Genomic DNA, 18,228 nt, shown 5'->3' with positions numbered 1-18,228 from the left:
TAATCACTGTATGCACATACATCTAATTTAAACAGATTCCACGGCAAAAAAAGAATCATTTCAGCAGTGCGGGGCACCGCCAAAATGATTCTGCTTACGCCCTTTGCGGTTACAATCCCGGTATGGCTGTATGTGTATCCTTGAGGATCTGCTCCACTTCATGCTTAACATCCGGATTGCTCCGGATGAAGTCCTTCAGCATATTCAGATTCGACTCCTTGGATTTCACCGGTGATTCCTCATGATGCTCTTTGCCGGCTGATGCCTGGGCATGCTTGTCATGGCTGCTGTCCGCTGCCGTACTGCCGAAGCCGGTCATTGCCATCCCCATGATTTTATCCTTGGCCTTTTCGCCGGCACTGGATGAAGCTTCTCCGGTATGCAGCATGGATGACATAATGGCGCTCCGTTTTTTGGACATAATCATACTGGCGGCAGCGCCCATCAGCACTCCGCACAGAAATGACGAAGTATTCATATCTCTAACCTCCTTGTATGGTAAAATCATGCTTAGTGTTCGCGGAAAGATTCCGGCTCATACAGTCAAACAACAAGAAAGCGAGATGAAAAAAGTGGGTAAAGCAACAATCACGCTGCTCCTGGCTGCTTTTCTCCTGTCAGCTTGCAATAGTGACGGGAATTCAGCAGACACCGCAGCAGGGAATCAGCCGCAGCCAGCGGCAACAGCACAATCAGGAACAGCAGAGCCGGCAACTGCCGCCCCGTCTGCCCAGCCGGCAAGTTCAGCAGAGACAGCGCCTTCGCCTGAAGCTTCACCGCAGGCGGATGCTGCCGGGACTGCGCAGCCGGACGATTCTGCTGCCGCGGCCGAAGTGCCGCTGCTGTACCATATGAACAAGAATTATGATATTGTCCCTAATACGGAAACGACTGACAAAAAAGTGGTCCTGCTCACCTTCGACGACGGGCCCAAAGAAGCCGAGCTGATTAATCCGCTGATGGATACGCTGGACAAGCATAATGCCAAAGCCATCTTCTTCGTCAACGGGTACCGGGTGAAAGAGCATCCGGAGCTGCTTACGCTAATCCATGACCGGGGCGGTATTATCGGCAACCACAGCTGGGACCATATTGTGCTGAAGGATAAATCCGAGACTGAGGTCAGGAAACAGATCGAGGATGTGCAGAATATCGTCAAGGAAATTACCGGAGAGGCCCCGCAGTTCTTCCGTCCGCCGCACGGCGCCGGCGGTGATGTCGGCAAAAAAATCGCGGCTGGCAACGGCCTGCTTTATATGACCTGGTCTGTAGGTTCGCTTGACTGGGAGATGAAAGAAAAGGACACGGGCAAAACAGAAAAGCTGATCAGCAATGTGACCAGCCAGCTGCATTCCGGCAGCAATATCCTGATGCATGAGCTGCCCTGGACCGTGGAGGCGCTGGATACTCTGCTGACTACGCTCGAAGGCAAAGGCTACAGCTTTGTTGATCCCCGCAGCATTGAACTGAAAATGCGGTAATAAGCCCCACAAATACCCTCACAAAGTGAGGCGATTACTTCGAAGCGAACTCAGGTACTTTGCGGGGACCCCGGTAAATGACCGCAGACAATCAAATGTTATTAAAAAATCGCCCTTGTGGAAATGAAGGCATCCGCCTTCAATCCGCAAGAGCGATTTTTGATTTCTGCCGGCTATTCCTGCCTGCAGCGCAGGGTGAGCAGATGCATCTCTGCCGGACTGCCCCAGCGCAGCGGCAGATGCGCAGTGCCAAAGCCACGGCTGATGAGCATCTTGGGCTGGTATGTATCATTTCCGTACGCAGGTAAATCGTACATTCCGGCATTATAGTGCCGGTAGAACTCATCGGCATGCCTGCTCGCTATAAAGGGAAGCACTACCTGCCCGCCATGGGTGTGACCGGCCAGAATCAGATCAGCCGGCACCTCCTTCTGCTGCGCCAGCCATAACGGGTCATGCACAAGGATGATCCGGAAGGCTCCGTCATCCCGGGCCGTGACCGGCGGAAGCGCATGATAAGCCCGCTTGCCGCCTGTCCGCGGGAAATCCACTCCTGTAAGCACAATTTCCGCCCCGCTGCACTCAAGCTTCACATTCTCATCAACAAGGAGCCTGGCTCCGCTGCTGCGTATGAGCTGATCTACAAGCCTGATCTCCGCCTGGTAATCATGGTTCCCATGAACTGCATAAACAGGGGCCAGGGATGCGGCAAGCGCCAGATTATTACGCAGGCGCTTAAGGGGAACCCCCTTCTCCGTCAGATCGCCGCCCAGGAAGACGGCATCCAGCTCTCCGCGGTACTCTTCCAGCAGTGCAGCTGGAAGACGGCGCCGGTGTATATCGGTGATGAAGAGAATCCGGTAGCCGTCGAACCCGCCGGGCAGGCCGGCCAGTACTATTTCCTCGGCAATAATGCGGCTGCGGAACGCTCCGGCAACCATAAGGACCGCCATAACTGCCGCAGCTCCGGCGCACAGGCCCAGAAGAACCAGCAGTACTGCCGTTACCATAACGTTTTGAGCGGCGGTGCCCCGATGATGCCCCACCACAGCAAAAAGGCCAATAAGAGCACAAATATGATGATCAGTGAATTAATAAACATCTTGCTGAACCGGATTCGTTCCGAAGGATAGCTCTGTGCCCGCGAAGGCGTTTCTTCACCCTCTTTAGCCGCCGCCTTGCCTTTCGGCTTTCCGGAGGTCCGCTGCAGCGTCTGGCGCGCCTTTCTGGACAATGTTCCCGGCTCCCCGGCCGGAGTCTCCTGCTGGCCTGTTACTGCTGCCGGAACCGGCTTTCCGCTTTTCCCTTTGACAGGAGGGTTGTCTTCGCCTTTATACTGTTTCTTGCGGGATTTCACCCGGCTTAATCCTTCGCTCATGATGCCCTCCTGTAACGGATCACCATACCGGAGAACAGGTCTATCACGAAGTGGCACAGGATAGGTGCCCAGAGGCTGCCCGAATGGATATAAATAAACCCGAGCCCGTAGCTGCTGAGGAACACCCAGCCGGTTGGAATCCAGTGGCGCAGGTAACGCACATGAATTACAGCAAAAAGGATGCTTGTCCAGTAAGGCCCGAGTGAGTGCTGTATCGCTCCCCGGAAAAGAAGCTCCTCGCAGACTGCGACAATTGCCGCGATAACCACGATATGCCACAGCGGCCGGTTCCCGAACAGCAGCTCATTAATCCCTCCGTCATCCATGCTGTCCTCTGGAACAATATGGGTCAAAAGGAAATCAACAATGAGCATAATTGCCGCAAGACCGAGCCCCCAATACACGAAATTCAGGCTCTCTGGAAAATTTAATATGTGAATGGGATTTCTTTTCTGTAATAATATCCATATCAAACCGATAAAGAGTGTAAGGCCCTGGGTAATGTACAGATTGATTAAGAGCAGCTTGTCGGTCAGCTGCTGAGGATCGGCTTTTTTAATTTTGATCTCGCTGAATTTGAATTTTTTCATTGTAACCTGCCTGTTCTATAATGTTTTTACATAAGATAATTTCCCTATACGAAGGAGCACTAACTATGAACAGCCGTACCTCCCGCACTCAAATGCTGTACACACTAGGTTTTATCTTGTTTCTAATATCCGCATTCGCCTCGTTTTTTACGGGAGTAAAGGTTGGAGCAGACAAAACGGAAGCTAAGTATGCCAAACTGGCCGGTCCGGATCTAACAGAGGAGTTCTCCGGCTCCTATCAGCAGCAGGATCTTGTTACGTTCTATCATAACGTATTTTTGCCTTATCGGGAATTCAAGCGCAATTGGAATGATCAGGTGGACAGCCTCGCACGCAGCACGGATGCGCGCCAGAATGCGGCCACACTCAAGAATCTTGGCATTTTGGCGGATAAGCAGTATGCCAAGGTCACGCAGGATTCCCTGTTCACCAATTCACCGCTGCTGTATCAGTCACAGCTTAACGTATTAAAGAGCCTAACCCTGTTCTCGCAGGCTTCCGGCAAGGTCTCTGCCGGCTCCTCCGGAGCGGAAGCGGCCAAGCTGCTGAGAAGCGATAATTTCACTACAAGCGCTGTGAAGTTCGGGCTGCTGGCCCAGAAGAACTTTTATGATTCCATGCTTAAATGGGGGGCGAAGACCAATTCGTCCATTCCGGAGCAGGCCGGAGAGCTGAAGACCCTGTCTTTCATTCAATGGAAAAAAATGCCGCTGCTGCTGAAAAACGCTTCCATCGCAGATATGATGCTCAACCGCGGAATCTACGCCGGCTACGATCCTCAGGATATCACTGCCAAAATTGATGATATGATCTACTCCGGTACTGCGAGCTCCCTGCAGCTTAAGGATGTACAGTCATCGGTCACCCTGCTTATATCCACCGGTGCGGTACAGGAGCAGGACTTCATCAAGTGGCGGGAACAGTATTACGGCAAGGAGATTATGCCGCAGCTTCCCTTCTTTTATGAATAAGACCATTAATGCATCATAACGAAAAACCGGGTCCACTTCAAGACGACCCAAAGCTGAAGAAGCCTATTGACACACTTGGCATCACCATGTTACATTATGAAAAATTAATCAAGCAAAACCGATGATGGAACAAAGGATCTGGAAATCTTCAGAGAGCCGGTGGTTGGTGCAAACCGGTGGTGAACAGAATTCTTTAGCGCTCCTGAGATATTGTATTGAACCTTGAGTAGATACAATCGGATCATCTCCGTTACCAGTGTGGCCTTTGCAGGCCAATGAGGCTGTAGTTTAACTGCTACAGTGAATTAGGGTGGTACCACGACAACTCTCGTCCCTTACTACGGCAGTAGTATGGGGTTGGGAGTTTTTTTGTTACCCGGATTCTGTATTGCTGCCCGGCCCGCCCGTCGTGCACCGTTGCCGGCTCTTTGCACACTGTCTCTTTTATGCGACAGCGCGTTACCCCGTTATTCGAGCGTGCGCGCCACCTTTTCTGATGATTATGGTACTGCGGATTGCCCTCCCAGGGCATCCTTGGCATATTAGCTTTCTAAATTGAAGGAGGACAAGAGACCATGTTTAAAGTATTAGTATCGGACCCGATCAGTGATTTGGGGATTCAGCAATTGATGGACGCAAGCGATGTGACTGTGGACAAGAAAACAGGACTAAATGAAGATGAGCTTATTGCAATCATTGGCGAATATGACGGCTTGCTCGTCCGCAGCCAGACTACTGTAACTGAGAAAATCATCGCAGCCGGTACTAATCTCAAGGTGATCGGCCGGGCTGGCGTCGGTGTAGACAACATTAAGCTGGAAGCTGCCACCCAGCGCGGTGTCGTTGTAATCAACGCCCCGGACGGCAATACCATTACTACCTGTGAACATGCTTTCGCTATGATGATGGCACTCGCCCGTCATATTCCTCAAGCCTATGCCAAGACCATCTCCGGTGTATGGGACAAAAAGACTTTCCTCGGCGTTGAGCTGCGCGGCAAAACACTGGGCGTGCTCGGTATGGGCCGGATCGGCAGTGAAGTGGCTAAGCGAGCCAAAGCCTTCGGCATGGATATACTGGCCTATGACCCGTTCCTGACCGCAGACCGTGCAGAGAAGCTGGAAGTGAAGCTTGCTTCGGTGGATGACATTGTCCGTGGTGCAGACTTCATTACTGTTCATACACCGCTGACACCGGAAACCCGCCATATGATCTCCCGCCCGCAGTTCGAGGTTATGAAAAAAGGTATGCGCATTGTCAACTGTGCACGCGGCGGTGTTATCGATGAAATGGCCCTGGTTGAAGCCATTGACAGCGGGATCGTTGCCGGAGCTGCCTTCGACGTATTCGAGAAGGAGCCGCCGGAGGCTGATCATCCGTTCCTCTCCCATCCGAAAATTATCGTGACTCCGCATCTGGGGGCTTCGACCGTGGAAGCACAGGAGAATGTGGCAATTGACGTATCGGAGCAGGTGCTGCATATTCTGCGCAATGAGCCTTTCATCAATGCCGTGAACATCCCGCCGGTCGCACCGAGCGTGATGAACAAGCTGCAGCCATACTTTACACTCGGCGAGAAGCTGGGCAGCTTCGCAACCCAGATTACCGACGGGGCCATCCGCGAGATTCATGTGGAATACGCCGGAGATCTTTCTGATGTGGATACTCAGCCATTAACCCGCTATATTGTCAAAGGGGTTCTCTCCCGTCACTTTGCCGGTGATGTTAATATCGTAAACTCGATGCACCTGGCCAAGACGCGCGATGTTAACGTGGTAGTGACCAAGGCCTCCAAGACCAAAGGCTTCACCAACCTGATCACGGTTACTCTGAAGGCTGAGCATGACGAAGAACGCCTGGTTGCCGGCACACTGCTGCAGGGCTATGGCGAACGGATTGTGCAGGTCAACAAATTCCCGGTGGACATCGCTCCGGAAGGCCATCAGGTTGTCATTTCGCACAACGATAAACCGGGTATTATCGGTCTCGTCGGCACATTGTTCGGACAGAATGACGTCAACATCGCCTCCATGCAGGTTGGCCGTAAAATTGTCGGCGGTGCCGCCATCATGCTGCTGACCGTTGACAAGGCTGTTCCGCAGGATGTCCTGGTTAAGCTGGCCGGACTGCCTGAGATCAACACTGCAGAAGAAATCATTCTGCTGTAGGACCCAAAAAAACACTCTTTCCGGAAGGATGGCTCAGGCCATCCATTCCGGAGGAGTGTTTTTTTGCTGATTATTCTGGAACCCTGAAGACCGGAATCCGCCGTCCGTCAGTATCCGTGAAGCCGTATTCCTCCGCCAGGCGGCCTACCTGCTGCGGCTTGCCTGACAGCTTCAGCACCCCGGGATCAGCAGCCAGTGCTACGGCTGCGCGGCCGATATATGCTGTAGATTCGCTGGCCTGCAGCTCTTCGACCTCCCGCCAGTGTGCCTCATCTGTCTTCAGGCTGTCCAGCACCAGCTCTGTCCGCATCCACCCGGGTGATAGCGGAATTACAGCGATGCCGTCTTCCGCCAGTTCAGCCGCAAGGCCGAAGGCCATGCGTACAAGCGCATTTTTAGACAAATCATAATAGAAATTCCCTACGTATTTATAATCATCCCAGAAGGTGGTATGAATGATCAGCTTCCCTGCACCGGAGCCCCCGCTGCGCATCAGCGGAACGGCATAATAGTTAGTCATGAGCTGCGCCCGGACTCCGGCATCAAACATATTGTCCCAATGGGCAGCCGGAAGCTCCCACATCGGCTTTATCTCAATCGGAAGGCTATTGCCGCCCCATACATTATTGACCAGAATATCTAAGCGCCCCTTCTCTGCGGCAATCTGCCGGATTACCGCCTCTGTCTCCCCGTCATTCGTATGATCACAGCGGATAACGGCGCCTGCACCACCGGCCTCATGAATTTCATCCAGTACACCTTCAAGCGTCCTTGGTCCTCTATCTTGCAGAGATCCGGCATTTCTTCCCGTAACATATACATAGGCACCTGCTTTAGCCAGCTCTAGCGCGATCCCCTTTCCCGCCCCCCTGCTCCCGCCTGTTACTAGTGCTATCTTCCCGTTTAACGTTGTCATAATAACCTCTCCTCTCAGCTAATGCTGCATATTCTATCAGCTATGTTGCACCAATCCGTTCTCTTTATTAATATAAGCCTTATATATGACAGCTCCTGACATATATAAGACTTATACTGGTTATATTCATTGTTGTGATTCCATCTCTTCATATAAGGAGGCTTATTATGCGGGCAGACCGTTTATTGTCCATTCTGCTGCTGCTGCAAAACCGCGGTAAAATCAGCTCAAGGGAGCTCGCCGAGACGCTCGAGGTCTCGGAAAGGACGATCTTCCGGGACATGGAGGCGCTCGGCATCGCCGGTATCCCTGTGCTGGCCGAACGCGGCCGCGAGGGAGGCTGGATGCTTGCCGAGGGTTACAGGACCTCGCTGACCGGAATGACCCCCAAAGAGATCTCAGCACTGCTCCTGCCGGCCGATCCTGCAATTCTCCAGGCGCTGGGAATCCAGTCCGAGTTCTCTTCCGCAAGCCGCAAGCTGCAGGCTGCCTCTGCCAGACTGCCGGCTTCACCGCTGAGTGTTCTAAACGAGCGGATTCATATTGACGGTGCAGGCTGGCATCCGTCCGGAGAAACCTATCCCTGTCTTACGGCACTGCAGGAAGCCGTATGGGAGGAGCATAAAGTGCGCATCGGTTATTTGCGCGGAGAAGAGTACGCAGAGCGGCTGATCTGCCCGCTCGGGCTGGTCGTCAAACGCGGAGTGTGGTATGTCGCCGCAGAGACCGGAGAAGGCATGCGGACCTATCGTATTTCACGGATTAATAGTGCCGAAGTCATGGAAGAAACTTTTCGCAGACCGGCAAATTTCAACCTGGCAGACTATTGGGAGGCTTCAACCACGGCATTCAAATCCTCCCTCCCGCGCTATCCGGCAGAGCTGCTTGTGAAGGAGAATGCCATGAACGCCCTGCAGAAGGAGCGTTACGTTAATATCCTGCAGCAGACCCCGGATGCCCGCCCCGGCTGGATAGTTGTGCAAGCTGAATTCAATACGCCGGAGTCAGCCTGCCGGATCATCCTGTCGTTAAGTCCGGGTATTATTGTAGCTTCTCCGGCGGAGCTGGCCGGCAGCGTAGAGTGCAGTTTACGTGAAGCTCTTTTGCTGTACGAAAACAATACGCAACCGCACTCTTTTTAGCGAATGCAAAAAGAAGTTTTATGTCAGTTCTTACAATAGACCGATCGCGCTCTAATCCCCTATAATATGACAATACACAATTATCATTTTTAGGGGGAACTATACTTTATGGACTGGATGAACAAGCTGCCGTTAAAACAAAGAATTATTGCCGGATGTTACCTGGTTGCCGCTTTATTCGCTGTCCCCGTGCTGATTACGCTGATCATTATGGGCAAGGTTGTGATTGGCCTTATTCTGATTGCGGTACTCGCTGCCCTAACCTTCCCGCTCGCGCGCTTCATTGAGAGAACGCTTACATCTTCATTTGAGGATATCTCCAATGTAACGCATACGATTGCCAAAGGCGACTTCACCAGCCGGGCGGACGAGAGTGGCTCCATGGGCGATATCAGCCGTTCCTTCAACACAATGATCGACAAGCTGAAGAAGATTCTGACTGATGCTTCACAGCTCACCCGTCAGGTTATGGATGCCAGCCGCGGGATAGAGGATAAGAACCAGAACCTGAAGATCGTAATGGCCCAGGTAGCCTCCTCTTCCAATGAACTGGCCCTCGGCGCGAACGAAATTTCGGTAGATATTGCAGAAATGACCGAGTCCATCAAAGATATTGAAACCAAGGTCTCCAATTATACGAATTCTACAAAAGAAATGAATAAACGCTCTGTACATACGCTTGAACTGGTTGAACAAGGACGAATCTCCGTTGATACCCAGGCAGACGGCATGCGCAAGAATATTCAGGCTACACAAAAGGTGGCAGACACAATCGAAGCCCTTTCGCAGAATGCCCGCGGCATTACCATGATTGCCAAGAGCATTACTGAAATTGCTGAGCAGACGAACCTGCTCTCATTGAACGCTTCCATTGAAGCTGCGCGTGCAGGCGAACATGGCCGCGGATTCGCAGTTGTCGCCCAGGAGGTCCGCAAGCTGGCGGAAGAATCCACTGCCTCCACCAAAGAGGTATTCGGACTGGTCCGCAGCATAGAAGCTGATATCAAGCAGGCGATCGATAATATTGCCATCAACGAAGAAGTAGTACAAGTACAGAATGAGATGATTACCGAAACTGCACATATCTTCTCCCAAATCGTTCACAGCGTACAGTACATAACTGAGCAGATCGCCTCCTTCTCCGCCGAGAGTGACCTGATGCTCGAAAGTGCGCTTAAAATTTCCGGAGCAATTGAGAATATTTCGGCGATCACCCAGCAGACGGCAGCAGGTACCGAAGAGGTATCCGCAGCGATGAACGAGCAAATCCATGCACTGCAGTCCGTAGCTGAAGAGACCGAGAAGATGACCCAATCGGTTTTCCAGCTGCAAAAAACAATTCATATTTTCAAATTTTAACAGATTCGCAGAGAGTCCGTTTTCGCAGCTGCAAACTGCGGAAACGGCTTTTTTATTATGTCGAGGCAAAGATTTACTGTAATATTCACAAAGTGTTAAGATTCTGCATAACCATAAAAAGTAAATTTGTATTATTTACTTACTATTCATTAAATATATATATAAAAACCTCTATAATACTATACATTTGATTTTTTGAATTTATATTATTACACATCCACATTTTCGGAAAACATAATGCAAATGGTTTGAAAACTATCATTTCAAGCCGCTTTCATCCCTGAAAATTCGCTAAATTTCGAGTTCCATAAACTGCGCTTATTGACAAAAGGAGAGCGAGGAATATATTGTAAAGGAAAATTATTCTTCTATTACTCCTAACAGAATAAGAGGCAAAATTCTTCGAAAGGGAATGACGCAAAGCCATGGATCTACAGTCCTATATCTTTATAGGACCATGACAGCCAGGTTGCTGAAACACTACGGACGTCTTAGATTTCATGTCCGGTCTGTGATTCGTGCAACAGGCCTGTGCTCCTACTAACGAGTGCAGGTTTTCTATTGCTACATACCTAATAACAACTTGCGGGGTGGATGTTCTGAAGACAGTTGCAGATTATATGGCCGAGGCATTACACAATCTCGGAGTAACACATTCTTTTGGGATTATCGGCAAATCTATTTGTCCTATCGCACTAAAGCTTGTAGATTATGGTATTGAATTCATTCCCGGCCGGCATGAATCCAGCTCCGGATTTGAAGCAGGCGGTTACGCGCTCAAAACAGGCAGTCTCGGGGTAGCCTTCGGCACCTCCGGCCCGGGCGGAACGAACCTGCTCACCGCTGCGGCACATGCCAAGGCTAACAATCTTCCCGTTCTCTTCATCACCGGCCATCAGTCAATTAAAGAGCTGGGGATTCCCCAGTGTCAGGATTCCACATCCTACCTTGCCGATCTGGCAGAGATGTTCCGGCCGGCAACGCTGTTCAGCAAGCTGGTTGAACGCGGTGATCATTTCAGCACTATATTCAATCATGCCCTGTCCATCGCGCTGGGTGACAAAAAAGGCCCTGTCCATCTCTGCATTCCCTTTGATGTCCAAACGGAACGGCTGGAGGAATGCCGGATCGTGCTGCCTGAACGGGAAAAGCTCGTCAACTACGCTAACTTTGAACGGGTCGTCTCGGCAATCAATGCCTCCAGCAGACCTCTGATCATCGCCGGTAAAGGCGTCAACCGTTCCGGAGCCCACAAGGAGCTTGTCCAGCTGGCCGAAACCTTCAACATTCCTGTTGTCACCTCTCCCGGCGGCAAAGGCACCATCGCCTGGGATCACCCGCTCTATCACGGGCCTATCGGCGTCGGCGGATGTCCGCACGGTGAAGAGCTAATGAACAACAGCGATCTTTTTATTGTCCTTGGCTCACGGCTAAGCGATATGACCATCTGTAATCTGAAGCCTGAGAACCATCCTGAGCTGCTGATTCAGTTTGATGTCGATCCTACATTTGTCGGTAAAATCCTCCATTCTCGCACCATTTCTGTTGGCGGCGATATGCGGGACAATCTGGAGCTGTACCTTCAGCAGATTGATCCGGCGTCCGTCAAGAGACGCGAGATTACAGTATCCAATGAGTATCATGAGGAGCTTCCCGTATTGCCCAAGCTGTCTCTCGCCTCAGTAATGAGCACAATGAGTGATTTGATCCCTTATGACAGTACTGTATTTGTCGATGACGGCAGCCATGGCTTCAACGCAGTGAAATGGTTCAACGTTAAGAAGGCCGGCAGCTTTGTTTTCGATGATTATTTTGCCTGCATGGGCAATTCAATCGGCATGGCCATCGGAGCCAAGGTAGCCGCTCCGCAAGAAACCGTGTTCTGCATTACGGGTGACGGCTGCTTCATGATGCTTGGTACTGAAATAAACACAGCCGTTTGCAAGGAAATACCTGTGATTTTCATTGTTGTCAATAATATGCAGCTGGATATGGCACTCAAGGGTATGGCGAAAACAACCGGCCGGATTGATGGAACACTGTTCGAGGTTCCTCTTGATGCTGTCAAATTCGCCGAATCGCTTGGTGCCGCAGGCTTCCGATGCGAGACACAGGAGCAATTTGCTTCAGCAGTCCGCGAGGCAATTGCGCTAAACCGTGTTGCTGTGATTGAGCTTTTAACCGACCGTGATGAAATGCCTCCTACGGCTCACCGGACACTTGATCTTAATTAAGCCGGATTGCATCCCACTCTACTACCCTACTCTCAGGAGGCCATGAAGTATGAACACGAACAGCGGTTTGGAGCATTTCACTAATCTTTCAGGACAATACGGAGCAAAAGCGCTGGCACCGATCAAAGAGCATTTCCCTGAGCTTGCCGAGTTCATTATGGGTAATGCTTACGGGGATATTTTTCAGCGGACAACTATTGGGGCGGACTGGAAGGAGATCGCCGTTATCTCATCTTTAATAACTATGGGGCAGTTTGAACAGCTTGGTGTTCATTATGTAATGGCACTTCGCGTCGGAATGACCGTTGATCAAATCAAAGGAATTCTGCTGCATCTGGTACCGGTTATTGGCGCTCCAAGAGTGATTTCGGCTTTCAATGTTTTGCTGGAGACGCTGGAAGAGATCCGTTAATCCCTTACAAGATATTACAACATTCGACTTTTGTATTGCATATTCGAGAATCATGCGGTTATAATGAAGGCAAAATATCCCAAAAACTAAATTCAAATGTCGAATATAGTCGTAAGAATGCAGTTTCCGGATATCCATCATGATGATTAACCGATAAGGTCTGAGTTGTCATGCAATCAAAATTACGGGAGAGATGAACATGGGACAATTTATTTTGAAGACGGACAGTGCAAAGAAAGTCATTAATATTGAGCTGGAAGGAACCTTCTCGAATGAGGATGGCCTGAAATCCATTCAAGCTTACCAGCAGACCATTAACCCGATTAATCCGGCTGAATATGCCCTTGATATCGACTGCAGAAAGCTTAACGTAACCGCCCCTGATGTTGTGCCGCTGCTGGAAGGCTGCTTCATCATGTTCAAGTCTGACGGCTTCCAGAAGGTCACCCTGACCCTGGAGAACAACCCGATTCTCAAAATGCAGCTGGCGCGTCTGGGCCGCAAAGCAGGACTGGAAAACCTGGACATTATCTCGACGGTACAAGCCTAGTAATTTTTATATACACCTAAATTCCATCATTGAAACTCCGGGCTTTACCGCCAGTTATCATGATTAAGTTTGTACGAGATCACTTACTAACATAACTTAAGTTTTAGCTTACGAAGCGAGTTTTGCCGAAGTGTAATCAGAAAGCTTATATGCATAATACTTTTAGGAGGTCTACTATGGCTGGGATTCGCATTAAGGACATTGATATCTACCATCCAAGCACTAAGATCAGCAATGACTTTTTCATTCAGCATTTCGATGAGAAGGGCATTGATATCCGCGGACTTCTGGCTACACTGGGCCGTGATACCCGGTACAGCATCAGCAGCACAGATGAGAACTCCCTGACGATGGCCTTTGAAGCCGCAAGCAATGTTCTGGAAAAAACCGGATTGTCCGGTGCAGATATTGATTTAATCGCTTATGCAAGCCAAACTCCTGAATATATTTTTCCTACAAACTCACTCATGATTCATCGTTTAATTAACGGGGCATCGCATACGATCTGCATCGACAGCAACGCCAACTGTGCCGGAATGACTGCTGCAGTGGAGCAGGTCAGCCGCCAGATGCTTGGCAATCCGCGGATCCGCCGTGCGCTTGTCATCGGCTCGGATTATGTTGCCCCGCATGCTAACAAAAATGATCCGGTATACTACGCCAACTTCGGGGATGCTGCTGCTGCTGTCATCCTGGAGCGTGATGAGAATTCTGTAGGCTTCATTGATTCGATCTACCAGACCGATACCTGTGTCTACGGGAACTCCTTATTCCCGGCAGAAGGCCTGGCTAATCTCGGACGCAGCGGTGTCGCTGCAGGCGAATTCAATGTGAAGTTTATTCCGTTCGATGATTCGATCTGCGTGGATGCTGCCTCGGAATCGATCAATACACTGCTAAGCAATAACGGGATTGCCCCTGAATCCATCAAAGCGGCCTGCTTCTCGCAGCTGTCGCTACCGAACATTCAGGCGGTCTCCGGCAAAATCGGAATTGATCCGGATGCTGCAGTATACATCGGCGATGAATTCGGCTACACCTCTACGAGCAGCCCTTTCATCGCACTGCATAAAGCCGTGACGACCGGACAGCTCGAACGCGGTGATAAGGTGCTGTTCTGGACTGTAGGCGCCGGCTGGCAAAATGTTGCCTTTGTAATGGAATACTAATATATAATTCAAACGGCCCGCTGGCAGGATAACTGCTGCGGGCCGTTTTTTATCCGGCAGGCTTTTACACTTCTGTCCCAGTGAACCTAGTGCTGCCCTTCATGCTTCTCCCAGCCCATCGTCCGCGCTACAGCATCCTGCCAGACGCGGTAACGGTGCTCACGCTCCTCCTGCCCCATCTGCGGCGAGAACACCTTCTCGGCCTTGTTGAACTGCTCCAGCTGCTCCCGGGTCCAGATGCCTGATGTAAGTCCGGCAAGCAGCGCAGCACCAAGTGCAGTAGTCTCCGCGTAGGTTGTACGTGTAACGTCGCTGCCCAGAATGTCTGCCTGGAACTGCATCAGCAGATTGTTGCGTACTGCGCCGCCATCCACTCTGAGGCCGCTGAGCGGCATCCCTGCGTCCTTCTCCATAGCTCCGATCACGTCACGGGACTGAAAGGCCAGTGACTCCAGCGTTGCCCGGACCAGATGTCCGGCAGTTGTGCCGCGGGTCAGCCCGAACACAGCCCCGCGGGCATACATATCCCAGTACGGCGCACCAAGACCGGTGAAGGCAGGTACGACCACTACGCCCTCACTGTCTCCGACTTCACTTGCCTTCTCCTCCGAGTCAGCCGGCCCTTCAATCAGACCCAGCCCTTCCTGCAGCCATTGTACGGCCGCTCCTGCGACAAATACACTGCCTTCAAGCGCATAATAGAGTTCATCCCCGATGCCCCAGGCAACGGTCGTCAGCAGGCCGTGGCTCGAGGATACAGCCTCTGTACCTGTATTCATCAGAATGAAGCAGCCTGTCCCGTAGGTATTCTTGGCACTGCCCGCTTCAAGACAGGTATGACCGAATAGCGCCGCCTGCTGATCACCCAGCACAGAGCGGATTGGAATAGCTGCACCGAACCACTGCTTGTCTGCGGTACCGAAATCACCGCCCGACATCCGTACTTCAGGCAGAATGGACGGCGGAATCCGCAGCGTCTCAAGCAGTCCGGAATCCCATCTGCGCTCATGCAGATTATACAGCATCGTCCGGGAGGCATTGGTAACGTCTGTGGCATGCACAGCGCCGCCTGTAAGCTTCCAGATCAGCCAGCTGTCAACGGTTCCTGCCATGAGCTCTCCCTTAGCTGCACGCTCCCTGGCTCCCGGTACATGGTCCAGAATCCACGCCAGCTTCGTAGCTGAGAAATAGGCGTCGATGACAAGCCCTGTCTTCGCTGCAATCTCTCCGGCCATCCCCTGCGCCTTCAGCTCCTCGCAATGCTGAGCTGTCCGGCGGTCCTGCCAGACAATCGCCGGATAGATCGGCTTCCCTGTGACCTTCTCCCAGATCAGTGCCGTCTCCCGCTGGTTGGTGATACCGATTGCTGTAATGCTGTCAGCCGGGGCTGAGCTGGCGCTGATAGCATCTCTGGCGGCGGCAAGCTGGCTCTCCCAGATCTGCTCCGGGTCATGCTCTACCCAGCCCGGGCGGGGGAAAGACTGTTTAATCTCATATTGTCCTTGCGCGATCATTCCTGCGCTCTCGTTAAAGAGAATCGCCCTTGAACTGGTCGTCCCCTGGTCCAATGAAAGAATCATAATGTCCAGCCTCCTGCTAGCATTTGCTTAAAAGATATGTTCCACGATGAACAAGATTTATGTGGTGGTTTCAACAAAAAGCACCTCTGCTGTCAGAGGCGCTGTCATGCAATGTCCGGATTTACTGTTTTTCGACAGGAAGCCGCAGGATAAAGGCGGTCCCTTCGCCAGGCTTGCTGGAAGCGTGAATGCTGCCGTGGTGCGATTCGACGATATTCTTGACAATCGCAAGACCCAGCCCGGTTCCGCCTGACTCCCCGCGGACCCGCGCTTTGTCTGCCTTGTAGAAACGTTCGAAGATATAGGGCAGATCCTCCGGCGTGATGCCTACACCCTGATCCCTGATCTCAATCTCCAGGTAGCTCCGGCCTTCCAGAATCATGGAGCCGGCTGTAATGGAGATCATTTTGCCGGCGGGTGTATGGCGGAAAGCATTGTCCAGCAGATTAGTCAGCACCTGCTCAAGCTTGTCTTCATCAGCAGACTTCAGCAGCAGCTCCGGCCCGGATTTCTTCAGTTCAAGCAGAATCTCCCGTTCCTTGGCTCTGACGGCGAACTTACGGTATACCCGCTCCAGCAGTTCCCCGGCATCCACCTGAACCTTCATCATATCAAGATGCCCGGCTTCCATGCGGGCCAGATCGAGCAGGTCCTTGACCAGACGGCCCATCCGCAGCGATTCGTCATGTATGACCTGAACCAGCTCACTGCTCTCCTCCGGAGAGGAGGCCATGCCGTCCAGCAGTGCCTCGCTGTATCCCTGCATCATAGACAGCGGGGTACGGATCTCATGGGAGACATTGGCGACGAAATCGCGCCGCATCTTCTCCAGCCGCACCTCTTCAGTTACATCACGCAGTACAGCTACCGCCCCTCGGAGATGATCCTCGGCATAGAGGGGGGCCATATGCACGGACCAAACACCCTGCCGGACATGTACATTGGAGCGCTGGTCACCGCCCTGGCTGAGCGTGCTGAAAAACAAATGCAGCAGCGGCGGCGGCACCTCACCAGAGGCAGCAGACGGCGGATACAGCCCGCTGTCGGCCTCCTGCTCCCAGGCCAGATCGCTCCAGGTTTCCAGCAGTGCCTGCCCGTGCGGATTGGTCAGAATGATCCGCCCCTCGATATCAAAGGTAATTACGGCATCGCTCATACTGCGCAGAACGCTGGACAGATGGCCTTTTTCCTGATTCAAGCTGCGTATGTTCTCTTCCAGCTCTTCAGCCATGTGATTGAAGGAGGTGGCCAGCTGACCGATCTCATCACTGGTTACGAGCGTCAGTCTTGTACCATATTCGCCGCGGCGGATATTATTGGCCGCCTCAATCACCTGCTGCATCGGCTGTGTAATCTTCGTAAACAAAAATAAGGCAAAGAATGTCGTTAAGGAAAACCCGATCATACAGACATACGTAAACAAACGTTTGATCGCCCCGGAATTGGCGAAATTACTGTCGATATAGGGCAGCAGAAACAGCCCCAGTGTAATGAGCACGACAGCAACCAGACAGATGATCGTGATCCACAGCTTACCGACAAGACTTCTCCAGAAGTTCACTTATTTAGGCACCTCAAGCTTGTAACCTACGCCCCATACCGTTGTAATCATAGCCGCCGATTCCGGGGACACCTTATTGAGCTTCTCGCGCAGCCGCTTGACATGGGTATCTACTGTCCGCAGGTCTCCGAAGAATTCGTAATTCCATACATCCTTAAGCAGCTCTTCACGCGAGAATACCTTATCCGGTGAAATAGCGAGATAATGCAGCAGCTCATATTCCTTAGGCGTCAAGCTTACCTCCTGGCCGCCGGCGGTAACGCGGTGTGCGTCATGCTCGATAATGAGAAACGGAAATACAATGTTATTGCTTGAGTTGCTCTCTTTGGACAAAAAGGCGGTTGCCGAGGAACGGCGCATAATCGCCTTGACCCGGTAAATCACTTCACGCGGGCTGAACGGCTTCACGACGTAGTCATCTGCACCCATTTCGAAACCCTGGACCCGGTTAATCTCCTCACCTTTGGCTGTGAGCATCAGAACCGGTGTAGATTTAACCCCTCTCAGCCGGGTAAGCACTTCAATTCCGTCAATGCCCGGCAGCATGACATCCAGCAAGATCAGACCGTAGTCATTGGCTGTTGCTTTCCGCAGAGCGATTTCGCCGTCCTCGGCTTCATCAATTTCGTAGCCTTCTTTTTCGAGATACATTTTGAGCAGGCGGCGGATGCGCTCTTCGTCATCCACCACCAGAATTCTATTCAAGTGCTCTGCCAT

The 18,228-nt window shown here is 51.7% G+C and carries 17 protein-coding genes, 1 riboswitch and 1 other annotated feature; of the genes, 9 read left to right on the top strand and 8 right to left on the bottom strand.

All coding sequences use genetic code 11. The annotated features are described in order from the left end of the window. Window positions 1–109: 109 nt before the first annotated feature. Window positions 110–478 (bottom strand): hypothetical protein, encoded by a 369-nt coding sequence (locus LOS79_RS04130; protein ID WP_315416484.1) that lies wholly within the window; start codon window positions 476–478, stop codon window positions 110–112. An 85-nt stretch (window positions 479–563) separates the two neighbouring features. Between LOS79_RS04130 and LOS79_RS04125 the strand changes: the two genes are divergently transcribed. Then, window positions 564–1,481, top strand: coding sequence for a polysaccharide deacetylase family protein (locus LOS79_RS04125; protein ID WP_315416483.1), 918 nt, complete (start codon window positions 564–566; stop codon window positions 1,479–1,481). A 173-nt stretch (window positions 1,482–1,654) separates the two neighbouring features. Here the strand turns inward: LOS79_RS04125 and LOS79_RS04120 are convergent, their stop codons facing one another. From LOS79_RS04120 to LOS79_RS04110, 3 genes are read right to left on the bottom strand one after another with little or no spacing between them, the layout of a single operon-like run. Continuing rightward, window positions 1,655–2,491 (bottom strand): metallophosphoesterase, encoded by an 837-nt coding sequence (locus tag LOS79_RS04120; RefSeq protein ID WP_315416481.1) that lies wholly within the window; start codon window positions 2,489–2,491, stop codon window positions 1,655–1,657. Further along, complete coding sequence (locus tag LOS79_RS04115) at window positions 2,485–2,859, bottom strand: hypothetical protein (protein ID WP_315416479.1); 375 nt, start codon at window positions 2,857–2,859, stop codon at window positions 2,485–2,487. The genes LOS79_RS04120 and LOS79_RS04115 overlap by 7 nt, the downstream gene beginning before the upstream one ends. Further along, complete coding sequence (locus LOS79_RS04110; protein ID WP_315416477.1) at window positions 2,856–3,449, bottom strand: CPBP family intramembrane glutamic endopeptidase; 594 nt, start codon at window positions 3,447–3,449, stop codon at window positions 2,856–2,858. Before LOS79_RS04110 ends, LOS79_RS04115 begins: the two co-directional genes overlap by 4 nt. Window positions 3,450–3,514: 65 nt before the next feature. Between LOS79_RS04110 and LOS79_RS04105 the strand changes: the two genes are divergently transcribed. Both LOS79_RS04105 and serA read left to right on the top strand, forming a co-directional pair. Then, window positions 3,515–4,420, top strand: coding sequence for a hypothetical protein (locus LOS79_RS04105; RefSeq protein WP_315416476.1), 906 nt, complete (start codon window positions 3,515–3,517; stop codon window positions 4,418–4,420). Window positions 4,421–4,532: 112 nt separating this feature from the next. After that, window positions 4,533–4,759, top strand: a binding site (T-box leader). 236 nt (window positions 4,760–4,995) lie between these two features. After that, window positions 4,996–6,588, top strand: a complete 1,593-nt coding sequence (gene serA / locus LOS79_RS04100) for a phosphoglycerate dehydrogenase (protein WP_315416475.1) — start codon at window positions 4,996–4,998, stop codon at window positions 6,586–6,588. A gap of 70 nt (window positions 6,589–6,658) precedes the next feature. Here the strand turns inward: serA and LOS79_RS04095 are convergent, their stop codons facing one another. Further along, window positions 6,659–7,504, bottom strand: a complete 846-nt coding sequence (locus LOS79_RS04095; protein WP_315416474.1) for an SDR family NAD(P)-dependent oxidoreductase — start codon at window positions 7,502–7,504, stop codon at window positions 6,659–6,661. Between the two features lie 167 nt (window positions 7,505–7,671). Here LOS79_RS04095 and LOS79_RS04090 point away from each other — a divergent pair, with 167 nt between their 5' ends. The 6 genes from LOS79_RS04090 to LOS79_RS04065 all read left to right on the top strand — a co-directional run bounded on the left by LOS79_RS04090 (window position 7,672) and on the right by LOS79_RS04065 (window position 14,370). Next, complete coding sequence (locus LOS79_RS04090; protein WP_315416473.1) at window positions 7,672–8,646, top strand: helix-turn-helix transcriptional regulator; 975 nt, start codon at window positions 7,672–7,674, stop codon at window positions 8,644–8,646. A gap of 108 nt (window positions 8,647–8,754) precedes the next feature. Further along, entirely contained in the window at window positions 8,755–10,005 is a 1,251-nt protein-coding gene (locus LOS79_RS04085; RefSeq protein WP_315416472.1) for a methyl-accepting chemotaxis protein, read from the top strand. A 381-nt stretch (window positions 10,006–10,386) separates the two neighbouring features. Then, a riboswitch (cyclic di-GMP riboswitch) is annotated at window positions 10,387–10,482 on the top strand. A 143-nt stretch (window positions 10,483–10,625) separates the two neighbouring features. After that, the gene (locus LOS79_RS04080; protein WP_397386733.1) at window positions 10,626–12,239 is read left to right on the top strand and encodes a thiamine pyrophosphate-binding protein; all 1,614 of its coding nucleotides are present in this window, start codon (window positions 10,626–10,628) and stop codon (window positions 12,237–12,239) included. A gap of 49 nt (window positions 12,240–12,288) precedes the next feature. Continuing rightward, the gene (locus LOS79_RS04075; protein ID WP_315416470.1) at window positions 12,289–12,651 is read left to right on the top strand and encodes a carboxymuconolactone decarboxylase family protein; all 363 of its coding nucleotides are present in this window, start codon (window positions 12,289–12,291) and stop codon (window positions 12,649–12,651) included. A 199-nt stretch (window positions 12,652–12,850) separates the two neighbouring features. Continuing rightward, window positions 12,851–13,201, top strand: a complete 351-nt coding sequence (locus LOS79_RS04070) for a hypothetical protein (protein ID WP_315416469.1) — start codon at window positions 12,851–12,853, stop codon at window positions 13,199–13,201. Between the two features lie 176 nt (window positions 13,202–13,377). Further along, window positions 13,378–14,370, top strand: coding sequence for a 3-oxoacyl-[acyl-carrier-protein] synthase III C-terminal domain-containing protein (locus LOS79_RS04065; RefSeq protein WP_315416468.1), 993 nt, complete (start codon window positions 13,378–13,380; stop codon window positions 14,368–14,370). 86 nt (window positions 14,371–14,456) lie between these two features. On the opposite strand, the gene glpK is transcribed toward LOS79_RS04065, so the two are convergent. The 3 genes from glpK to LOS79_RS04050 form a co-directional block, all read right to left on the bottom strand. After that, window positions 14,457–15,950: a glycerol kinase GlpK gene (gene glpK, locus LOS79_RS04060; protein ID WP_315416467.1), complete on the bottom strand. Its 1,494-nt coding sequence runs from the start codon at window positions 15,948–15,950 to the stop codon at window positions 14,457–14,459. 121 nt (window positions 15,951–16,071) lie between these two features. Beyond that, complete coding sequence (locus tag LOS79_RS04055) at window positions 16,072–17,511, bottom strand: HAMP domain-containing sensor histidine kinase (protein WP_315416466.1); 1,440 nt, start codon at window positions 17,509–17,511, stop codon at window positions 16,072–16,074. After that, entirely contained in the window at window positions 17,512–18,228 is a 717-nt protein-coding gene (locus LOS79_RS04050; protein ID WP_039301726.1) for a response regulator transcription factor, read from the bottom strand.

It is taken from the genome of Paenibacillus sp. MMS20-IR301, assembly GCF_032302195.1.
In the GTDB taxonomy this organism is placed as follows: domain Bacteria; phylum Bacillota; class Bacilli; order Paenibacillales; family Paenibacillaceae; genus Paenibacillus_AQ.
Note: the sequence above shows the minus strand (reverse complement) of the source record. Positions and strands in the feature narration are given on the sequence as shown.

Excerpts from the sequence above, each read along its gene's own strand:
- LOS79_RS04130 (WP_315416484.1), bottom strand. The coding sequence starts at position 478 with ATGAATACTTCGTCATTTCTGTGCGGAGTGCTGATGGGCGCTGCCGCC.
- LOS79_RS04125 (WP_315416483.1), top strand. The coding sequence starts at position 564 with ATGAAAAAAGTGGGTAAAGCAACAATCACGCTGCTCCTGGCTGCTTTT.
- LOS79_RS04120 (WP_315416481.1), bottom strand. The coding sequence starts at position 2,491 with ATGGTAACGGCAGTACTGCTGGTTCTTCTGGGCCTGTGCGCCGGAGCT.
- LOS79_RS04115 (WP_315416479.1), bottom strand. The coding sequence starts at position 2,859 with ATGAGCGAAGGATTAAGCCGGGTGAAATCCCGCAAGAAACAGTATAAA.
- LOS79_RS04110 (WP_315416477.1), bottom strand. The coding sequence starts at position 3,449 with ATGAAAAAATTCAAATTCAGCGAGATCAAAATTAAAAAAGCCGATCCT.
- LOS79_RS04105 (WP_315416476.1), top strand. The coding sequence starts at position 3,515 with ATGAACAGCCGTACCTCCCGCACTCAAATGCTGTACACACTAGGTTTT.
- serA (WP_315416475.1), top strand. The coding sequence starts at position 4,996 with ATGTTTAAAGTATTAGTATCGGACCCGATCAGTGATTTGGGGATTCAG.
- LOS79_RS04095 (WP_315416474.1), bottom strand. The coding sequence starts at position 7,504 with ATGACAACGTTAAACGGGAAGATAGCACTAGTAACAGGCGGGAGCAGG.
- LOS79_RS04090 (WP_315416473.1), top strand. The coding sequence starts at position 7,672 with ATGCGGGCAGACCGTTTATTGTCCATTCTGCTGCTGCTGCAAAACCGC.
- LOS79_RS04085 (WP_315416472.1), top strand. The coding sequence starts at position 8,755 with ATGGACTGGATGAACAAGCTGCCGTTAAAACAAAGAATTATTGCCGGA.
- LOS79_RS04080 (WP_397386733.1), top strand. The coding sequence starts at position 10,626 with ATGGCCGAGGCATTACACAATCTCGGAGTAACACATTCTTTTGGGATT.
- LOS79_RS04075 (WP_315416470.1), top strand. The coding sequence starts at position 12,289 with ATGAACACGAACAGCGGTTTGGAGCATTTCACTAATCTTTCAGGACAA.
- LOS79_RS04070 (WP_315416469.1), top strand. The coding sequence starts at position 12,851 with ATGGGACAATTTATTTTGAAGACGGACAGTGCAAAGAAAGTCATTAAT.
- LOS79_RS04065 (WP_315416468.1), top strand. The coding sequence starts at position 13,378 with ATGGCTGGGATTCGCATTAAGGACATTGATATCTACCATCCAAGCACT.
- glpK (WP_315416467.1), bottom strand. The coding sequence starts at position 15,950 with ATGATTCTTTCATTGGACCAGGGGACGACCAGTTCAAGGGCGATTCTC.
- LOS79_RS04050 (WP_039301726.1), bottom strand. The coding sequence starts at position 18,228 with ATGGCAGAGCACTTGAATAGAATTCTGGTGGTGGATGACGAAGAGCGC.